This is a genomic window from Bradyrhizobium sp. (assembly GCF_049798375.1).
Lineage (GTDB): Bacteria > Pseudomonadota > Alphaproteobacteria > Rhizobiales > Xanthobacteraceae > Bradyrhizobium.
Window position 1 is genome coordinate 1 of record NZ_JBARGP010000488.1, and the last position, 9,023, is coordinate 9,023.

The 9,023-nt window shown below is 59.0% G+C and carries 7 protein-coding genes; all 7 read left to right on the forward strand.

Translation table 11 applies throughout. The features are described from left to right. Positions 1-251 precede the first annotated feature (251 nt). Entirely contained in the window at positions 252-497 is a 246-nt protein-coding gene (locus tag WA702_RS20005) for a hypothetical protein (RefSeq protein ID WP_425112278.1), read from the forward strand. Positions 498-794: 297 nt separating this feature from the next. After that, a complete protein-coding gene (locus tag WA702_RS20010) occupies positions 795-1,076 on the forward strand; it encodes a hypothetical protein (protein WP_425112279.1) in 282 nt (93 codons plus the stop codon). A gap of 946 nt (positions 1,077-2,022) precedes the next feature. After that, on the forward strand, positions 2,023-2,211 hold the full coding sequence (locus tag WA702_RS20015) for a hypothetical protein (protein WP_425112280.1): 189 nt from the start codon (positions 2,023-2,025) through the stop codon (positions 2,209-2,211). A 303-nt stretch (positions 2,212-2,514) separates the two neighbouring features. After that, on the forward strand, positions 2,515-2,724 hold the full coding sequence (locus WA702_RS20020; protein WP_425112281.1) for a hypothetical protein: 210 nt from the start codon (positions 2,515-2,517) through the stop codon (positions 2,722-2,724). An 822-nt stretch (positions 2,725-3,546) separates the two neighbouring features. Beyond that, positions 3,547-4,329, forward strand: coding sequence for a YdcF family protein (locus WA702_RS20025; RefSeq protein ID WP_425112282.1), 783 nt, complete (start codon positions 3,547-3,549; stop codon positions 4,327-4,329). 2,527 nt (positions 4,330-6,856) lie between these two features. Next, complete coding sequence (gene istA / locus WA702_RS20030) at positions 6,857-8,371, forward strand: IS21 family transposase (RefSeq protein ID WP_425112283.1); 1,515 nt, start codon at positions 6,857-6,859, stop codon at positions 8,369-8,371. Next, the coding region (gene istB, locus WA702_RS20035) for an IS21-like element helper ATPase IstB (protein ID WP_425112284.1) at positions 8,368-9,023 on the forward strand (656 nt) is incomplete at its 3' end. The genes istA and istB, both read left to right, overlap by 4 nt.

A 9,023-nucleotide genomic window follows, 5' to 3' on the forward strand; every position in this document is an offset into this window, starting at 1 on the left:
ACCCAAGTTCTGGCAAATAGTGGGCTGACCGAACGCCCTTACTCCGGACAGACGTGTCTCCAGAGGTGGCGGACCGGGAAACGCTCGAATGCCTTGTCCAGCATCGCCATGTTCACCGGCGGCACCGCCTGTCGGCATCGATCTCAACGTTGTGAAATCGTGGCCGCAACGGTTTCGTCATCGGCCGCGTCACCCCCTGTCGGTTTGTTTCAATGTAACGCTTACACCGCTGGTTTGCGTGGAGTAATTCCATGTCGGAAACGCTTGCGAGTTTAGACTCCCTTATAACAGCTATCGAGCGATATGAACGTCTGCTCACGATGAACATGAGCGAACTCGAAACTCAGTATATCGAGATGCGACTATCCGAGAAGCGGCTCGCGTTGGCGTTATTTCGCTCCGGCGGCCTTCGCGCGACTGAAGGCAACCACGTCGCGGTGCAAGACGAAGCGCTGATCGGATTCGCCGATCTGGGAATTTTGAGGCCCCACGAGTAGGCCAGCGACTGAATGATTTTGAGGCGGTGATGGCTCGTAAACGAGTTTGGCCTTCGCGCGGTGCAGTTATAGCATTGTCATAGGCCGCCTCTTGCATTCGGAAATTTTGATAACAACGCAGCCACCGTGCTTGGTCTCGACTGCTGGCGAACATTCATGCGCCGACAGACTGAAGTCTATATTAGTTCCGGCCGACGAGCATGAAAGCTAATCAAAGCCGCGAGGCTGTAGGGCGCTCATACCTTTGTGGCGAACCCGTTCCATTTAAGGGCAATTTGTTACAATGGAGGCGATCTGATGAAAATCTTCATGGCAATATGCGCGATCATTTCCGCGCTCTCACTTGCCGATTTTGTTTTCAGCAACGAAGTGCGTGGTTGCCGTAGGAGGGACCAAATTCCGAATATGTTTTGCCAGTGGGCAATCATTGAATTTCCAGGACTGACAGCCCGAAAACAGGACGCCCAGGAACGGGCAGTGCCTCAAGGCGCCCCGGGTTACGTAGAACTTTCGCGTGCCAAGATGCCGCTCTTCCAAATCTACATCAGTTCGGGGCCGAAGAAGCAGGCGGCTCAATGAGGATCAACCGAGCATCTCGTATCCCGCCCACCGGTGGATCGGACGGTTCCTACACGACTCTTCCCCTTGCTCCGGGCAACTACACAATCGAGGGGAGCGTCTCCGGTTACATGCCGGTCACGACAATGTCACCGTGAGCTTCGCGACCACCGGCGCAGATGTCGCGCTACCGGTGAGGCATCGCCTTCGCCGTGCAGGGAAGGATCACCGATCAGGCGCGGGCGCCACTTTCCAGCGCCTTGGTGACACTGGTCGGGAACCCAGGCCCTATCTGCTGCGGACCGCCGCCGACAGATCGGGCACTTACAGCCTGAGCTTAAACCCTGGCCAATACGTCTGCCTACGGGTTTTACGCCATTCTTCCGGGCTACGTTGACGGCCACGGGACCTTGCGAACATTCCCGACGGCGCTACGTTAACCGAGGCAATCGTCCTGCTCGCCGTCGGCACAATCACCGGGCCGACCGAAACGAGCGGAAGCCAGGCAAAAAGCGGAAGCCGTCTATCGGCTGCGACTTCGCCGCTCTACTAGTCGAGTTTAGTCGGGTCGAGTACTACGCCAGTGCGCATCCATGTGCTTGTCCAGACGATCGCATGATCAACGGTAAAGCTTGTGGAGCGCGTACGCACGCCCAAGCAGCGCGACTCCGAAAGCCATCTGCCGATATCACGGGGCGATAATCAGCGACTACCGGGTAGCGGCTTCGCGTTGTCCCGCAAATTTGCGCCCATGAATAGTCGTTAAGTAACGCGACCACCGGAAAGATCGCGGGTTAGTCCGGTATGCCATTACAGCTTTTGATGCTGTGGATAACCTTTGGATAGCCAAAATGTGACTCCAATTCGTCTCTTTGCAAGCTCAGGATCCGCATATCGCCACATAAAAAGGGCATCGGCGACTGAGAGCTAAAGTGCTCCCGCCCGACTAATTAGTTGGGGTGAAATAATGGTCAATATTGAACCGCGTATTGAGCAGTTTCAGAAAATTGCAGCCGAATACGAAATTATCTCTTTGCTCGCCACGACTGACTTTAGACGCGACATGTACGGCGCACTTGCATGCCAGTACCGGCAGCTTGCTGAGAATCGCCAGGCGTATGATCCTGAAATGCTCCTGACGGCGCGATGCGGGTGAGCTCCTCTTTACAACCACTTGGTTCTTAGCGTCGTAGGAGCGGCGGCGGTCCAAACAACTGCGCGCCCTAAACGAGATGTGCCGCGATCAATGTGGTCGCGAGGTGCCCGCACCTGCGATCGCTTGGAAGGCCGCGAGCGCATCAGGCTTCTGCGTGAACAATGAGGCGCCTTGGTTCGTTCCCGAACGTTTCGGACTAATCCATGCAGGTTGCGCTTACCACGTCCGCAAGAATGATCTGGTCAGAAAGCGATGACTCAGACATAAGCCCCATTGTTCCCGGTCGGAACACCGGAGCAGGCGATGCAGGACATCAAGCTGTACTTGGAGAAACTTCAGATCCAGGCCGCGGAATGCGGGATGATCCGCGACCTTGCCACTGATCCGAAGAAGCGAGAACTATTCACCAAGTTGGCCGAGCACTTTATGGTGCTTGCGGCGGAGGTCGAGAGGGCACTCACAGCTGGTAAAAGTTCTCCCTCATCCGTGTCGCCGCCGGATGCGTGCGGTTAGATAACTTGATCTCCATTGATCGCCCCGGGGCTAAGGCCGCCATACCGCTTGGAGACGACGCGTTCCACGCCGCACTCGCATTACTAACGGATAGGCCGGACCGATTTCGGCCCCGTTCGGAATCGGCAGCCAAGAAGCCGCGCTGCCGACGCGCCAGGCTGGTCTTGCAAATCGTGAGCGGAAACTCGCGCAGGTCATCGCCGACGAGCGCTAGGCAGGCACAGAGCTGGACCTCCCGTCGTGCTTGCGGGGAATGCAGGGGGCTGAAATTCAGTCGCCATCAACGAAGAATCGAACTCTCCGTTAATCACAAACCGACTGCAACGGTTTTTCAGCCCAGCCTGGGCGAGGCAGGGAAACGGCCCAGTTCAGTGGTGCCCCTTCTTGGTGACAGACGGACCCGCCTGTCGCCCCAGACCACCATCTGCCGATGGCCGTCTACTTCACTCGTCCAGGCTAGGCGCTCAAAAGCGTAGCGCAAACCAGACATTTGCAATTTCGGAGAGCTGTGTTCATATGACTCTCATAGAGGTTGATGAGAGGGCAGGCGATAACCCTATGCGGCTATTCGGATTAACGCGCGCTTCTGTCGCTCATGGCACGAGTTAATGAGCAATATCACGGCAGGGCTGCAGGTCTTTCGGATTGCTGGCGAACTCTGACGCTCTATGCGGCTTCCATGCCGGGTCATATTGCGCACCGATATCACTGCGAACGGCGCCTCGGAGCTTTGGTTTTCGCGAAGCTGCCCTCCGTCATTGCTCCGATCGGGAAAAGTCGGTAACGAGGTCCAGGGCCGGACAAAACAAGAGAGATACGTACGTGAGCGCGTTTTTCTTCGTTCCCTCGAACCTCCTCGGGTTGAGCGCTTGCATTGCGCTCGCACTGTGTCTTTTCAGATTACGCGCTGGAGCGTTTGTCGCCGCGTTGAGCTGCGGCGCCGTCGCGGTCGTCGCGCTAAGTCCCCTGGGAAACATGCTGTTGACGCCTCTTGAGCAGCGCTTCCCCCAGGGAGAATACCCGGCCTATCCTATCGATGGCATCATTGTTTTGGGGGGATCCTACGATACGGTCAGCCATCCGTATTTGAGCACGATTGTGCTCCAGGAAGACACAGAGCCACTGGCGGTGATGGTTCTGCTCGCCCGCCGCTACCCTGAAGCCAAGATTGTCTTCAGTGGCGGCACAGAAGGTTCCGGTCGCGCGTCAAGCGAGGCTTCTGTCGTGAAGGGGTACTTCGTCTCCTTTGGCATCGAGCCGGATCGCATCCTAACCGAAGGGCAATCTCAAACGACGGAGGAGAATGCTCGTTATACGGCTAATCTGATGCACCCGAGCCCTTCATCGCGGTGGATGTTAGTGACCTCCGGATATCATATGCCGAGGGCGATGGGAGCTTTTCGCAAGGCTGGCTTCAACGTAAGCGCTTTTCCCGCCGGCATGCGAACGCACGGGTGGCAGCAAATATGGCGGCCTCAGGCTAACGCAACTGACAATCTCAGGCGGGTGGACATCGCTGTGCATGAATGGCTGGGCTTGGCCGATTACAAGCTCAGAGGCTGGTCCGACGAGTTATTTCCCTCACCTCAGACGGGCTTAGGTTGACGTCGCTGCTTTCCGATGGCCCCCTCAGGTCATTGCCGCGCAGGCAACAAAATGGGAGGTGAACCGATGAAAGTGCTCTTCGCAATATGCGCGATCATTTCTACGCTTTCACTCGGCGACTTTGTTTTCAGCAATGAAGTGGGTGACTGCTTTAGAAGGGACCAGACTCCGAATATCTTTTGCCGATGGGCAAGGAGCCATTTCCCTCAAGAGTGAGGGACTAGCCAAAAAACGAAAGCGTCGGGACCGTGTTCGCGGTCGGAGAACTACGTCGCGGTTTTTTTATCCGGACGGAGAACTACGGGGCGTCAGCGGAGCCGCATTCTTCTTGCGCTCCAAGCTAATGTAGATCCGAGAAATCGGCCGTTCAGCTTCGTCCGCTACTTTTTTAGGCTCCACTCCTGGCCAGGACGAAAATTAGGCCGGCAAAGCTGGGCGCCTCGCGCCACCCCGCTTTGTCATCGGCAGCGAGCCGCGATACCCGATGGCTCGAAGTTCACGGGCCCGGTCTCGGCCACCCACCTCCCAGGCACATCGGGAAGAGCCGATCTGCGGCTGTCTCCACACTTCGAGACCGAGCTGGTGGAAATAGCCCGCCAAAATTGCCCTCAATTCCACGTTCGGAACGCGAATCTATGTTGCACGCCCCTAATGGGTCTTCTCGCGGACCCGACGGTAGACGTGGCACAGCTCGGAGCTGAGGCGGAAGAGGGCGATGGCATGTCCAGCGACCGGCCAGGTTGAGACGGAAAATCGCTTGCCTCAGATCGCCAGACATATTGCGGGCATGGGCGCCTGCAGGGCGCCGTCCGGGCCGAAGCGGCCCCATCTCAACTTCACAGGCTGCCTCGCTTCGATGCACTCGCCGCTCGATACCATCGAGTTCGCGACGAAGTCCGCTGGTACACACTTGTACGGCAGGTTCGAAATCAGCCGCCAATACTGCCGCCGGACGCAAGGCGTGAATCGGCGAGCCAGTTCTTGCATTCTTTCGACAGGGGGCCAAAGCCACCGTAGGCTAGATCGCAACGGAGATGGTCCAACTAGACCCAAAAGAAGTCGTTTCTACTTCGCTGCAGGCCACTCGTTGACGTGCGAGCTCGTCTTGCACTTGCGCGCTAGCCGCAGCAACGCCAGCGCGCTCTGCCCCGGGGGAACCGGCCAAGCTTCCTACGAAGGTTTATCGCTTCGTAGGCTATGTGCATCTCCGCAGCCCAAATCTTTGACCAATCGACGGCGCCTTGTGACCGACATCCAACCCTGATCCTCCCACTTAGATGCCGATTCTTGACATTAGGCGGCCGAAGCCGCGTTTTCAGCCCACCGCGAACACAAGCTCGTGCTTGCAAAATGAAAGGCTGGATCATCGTTTTCTCTCCAATCACATAGCCGCACGCATCCGCTCTAGTGAATCTGCCTCGGGCTCACGAGCGTCGGAGGAACAACATCATCGGTTGCTAAGTTTCCCGGGCTGTTCACACAGGAGAGGCATCTTGTCAGGGACAGAACATCCAACATTCGTGTCGGACCGCTCCCAGCGTTTGGCGAGTGAGATCCGGTCTTTTCGGCCTTTGCGCCGTCCTTCGGGCGAAAGCTCAGGCAGGGCTGTGGGCCACGGGATATTCGCTCCACCGATAGCCAAGCGGAGCGCCTTCGTTGCCGCGACGGTTGTCTCTACCTTCCTTGCTTTGGCCCTGCTGACAACGCCTTTGTGGCTGACGGCGTTCGGGCTCATCGTGCTCAGGCGAAATATGAGGTCCGCTTTGCGCGGATATCGCAAACAGACTGGAAAGCTCGCCCGACCGACGGGCTAATATCTGGTGGAGGGAATGAATTGCGGGCGACGACTCTCGCAAACCACAGGTCAGTCATAGTCACGATGACATATCGCTGACCGAGGCATGCGACGGCGTGCTTGATGTTTCGCCGGCGCCGCTCGAAATGACAGAAGGTGCGCCCCGAAGTTCTCTAGACCGTCCCCTAGTGCTTGCGAGCTTCACTAAGGATTCCAATCGGATACTGCAGGCGCCGAGCTCGACAAGCTCCTTGGGCCAGCGGATCCCTCACGTCCGCGGAAGTGTGGCCCGCGATCGAACCGACCACGGCGCGGTTGCCGGCATCACCTCGTAGCCGCGCAAATATGCCCCTGACATAGCTAAACTCAAATCGCTAAAAGTAGCCCAAAGCCGCTCTTTGGAATCAGTTTCGTCACCGACTGGCATCGGCCTGCACTAACCGAGAGCGCCAAAAATCCGTCTCCACGTTTGCCGAAGCGGGCTGATGCGTATAGCTGAGCAGCGATGGTTAGTCCCTCTCGTGCTGAATGACGGTCTGTCGCGCGGCGATCAGGATGGAAGAGCGCGTCAATCAAGGTGAGAGAGTTTCGCCGGGCTCGTGACGAAGGGAGGGCGTAGCCCGACCGGAGTTACGAGCCCGGCGTCGGCGCGATCCGCTAGGGACCGCGCCGACTGGTGATCGCGGCCGGCAGGTTATGCAAGTGGTTCTTCCGCCAAGAGGAATCACTCGCTTGCCCGGCCGACACATCACAGATCACCAAATGAGGCTCTACATGAAGAACCGTCAGACCGACAGCCCGCCAGTGGCGGCGGCCAAGGCATCATTCAGTGCGGCGACCGCTTATCGGATCGAGAGAGATCCCCGACTTCCGTCGCAAAAGAAGGCTCCCCGCGGCCGGCGACGACCGGACCCGTTGAGCGAGGTGTTCGAGACCGAGATCGTCCCGATCCTGAAGTCGGCACCTGGCTTACGCCCGGTCGCGGTCTTCGAGGAGATGCTCCGACGTCATCCTGATCTCGGCACCGGTATCCGTCGTACCCTGGAACGTCGTATCCGTGCCTGGCGGGCGATCAATGGCGAGGAGCAGGAGGTAATCTTCCGCCAGATCCATGAGCCTGGCCAGCTCGGCCTCTCCGACTTCACAGACATGGGCGAGTTGGGTGTTACGATCGCGGGCGCTCCGCTGGATCATCGTCTCTATCACTTCCGTTTGGCCTATTGCGGCTTCGAGCATGCTCACGTCGTGCTTGGCGGCGAGAGCTTCGTTGCCCTGGCCGAAGGCCTGCAGAATGCCCTCTGGTCGCTCGGTGGGGCGCCGCGGGAGCATCGGACCGACAGCCTGTCGGCCGCATTCTGCAATCTCGATCGCGATGCACGGGATGATCTGACGCAGCGATACGAGGCCCTTTGTGCCCATTACGGCATGCGGCCTTCCCGCAACAATCGAGGCGTGGCCCACGAGAATGGCTCGATCGAAGGGCCCCACGGTCATCTTAAGCGAGCAATCGCGGACGCCTTGCTGCTGCGCGGAACTGTCGACTTCGACGATCTTGTCACCTATCGCGGCTTCATCGATGAGATCGTCAGCCGCCGCAATGCCCGCAACGCCAAGCGGATCGATAGCGAGCGCGTGGTTTTGCAGGAGCTGCCCGATCGCCGCACCTCCGACTACGAAGAGGTGATCGTCCGCGTGACGTCTTCGGGCGGCTTCACCCTGCGCAAGGTGTTCTACACGGTCCCATCGCGCCTGATCGGTCACCGGCTGCGGGCACGGCTCTACGACGATCACCTCGACGTGTTCGTCGGTGGCACGCATCTCCTTACCTTGCCGCGCGGGCGGCCGCATCCCAACGGCAAGTACGACCAGGTCGTCGATTATCGGCACGTGATCCATTCCCTGCGGCGCAAGCCAATGGCGCTGCTCAATCTGGTCTATCGGGACAGGCTGTTCCCGCGCGAGGGCTATCGAAGAACCTTCGACCGATTGCGCGAGCGCTTACCGGACAAGAAGGCCTGCCGGATCATGGTCGATCTCCTCGCGCTCGCTCATGAGCGCGGCTGCGAGGCCGAGCTCGCCGATCAGCTCACGGCCGACCTTGACGCCGGTCGACTTCCCGAACTCAACCGGCTGCGCGCTCACTTCGCTCCTGACCCCGCCCACCTGCCGAACGTCGTGGTGCAGCTCGCGCCGCTTGCCACCTACGAATGCCTCATTGGTACCGCTGAGACCGGAGGTGCCGCATGAGCGTGGCCAACACCGTTGATACCGCGCGCCTCAATCTGTTGCTCAACGAGCTCCGCCTGCCAGCCATCAAGGTGCTGTGGGCGCAATTTGCCGAGCAATCCGACAAGGAAGGTTGGCCGGCGGCCCGCTTCCTCGCCACCATGGCCGAGCACGAGATCGCCGAACGCGGTCGCCGGCGCACCGACCGTCATCTCGTCGAAGCCAGGCTGCCAGCCGGGAAGACCTTCGACAGCTTCGACTTCGAGGCCGTGCCGATGATCTCGAAGGCGCAGGTGATGGCGCTCGCCGCCGGTGACAGCTGGCTGGGCAAGGGCGCCAATTTGCTCCTGTTCGGGCCGCCCGGCGGCGGCAAGAGCCACTTGGCGGCAGCTATCGGCCTGGCCCTCATCGAGAACGGATGGCGCGTCCTCTTCACCCGCACCACCGATCTCGTGCAAAAGCTCCAGCTGGCTCGCCGCGAGCTTAACCTCGAGGCCGCCATCAACCGCCTTGATCGCTTCGATCTCCTGATCCTAGATGATCTTGCCTACGTCACCAAGGACCAGGCCGAGACTAGCGTGCTGTTCGAACTCATCAGCGCACGCTACGAGCAGCGCTCGATGCTGATCACCGCCAATCAGCCGTTCGGCGAATGGAACAAGGTCTTCCCGGA

Bases quoted from the DNA above. Each gene is read 5' to 3' on its own strand.
- WA702_RS20015 (WP_425112280.1), top strand. From the start codon at position 2,023: ATGGTCAATATTGAACCGCGTATTGAGCAGTTTCAGAAAATTGCAGCC.
- WA702_RS20005 (WP_425112278.1), top strand. From the start codon at position 252: ATGTCGGAAACGCTTGCGAGTTTAGACTCCCTTATAACAGCTATCGAG.
- WA702_RS20020 (WP_425112281.1), top strand. From the start codon at position 2,515: ATGCAGGACATCAAGCTGTACTTGGAGAAACTTCAGATCCAGGCCGCG.
- WA702_RS20010 (WP_425112279.1), top strand. From the start codon at position 795: ATGAAAATCTTCATGGCAATATGCGCGATCATTTCCGCGCTCTCACTT.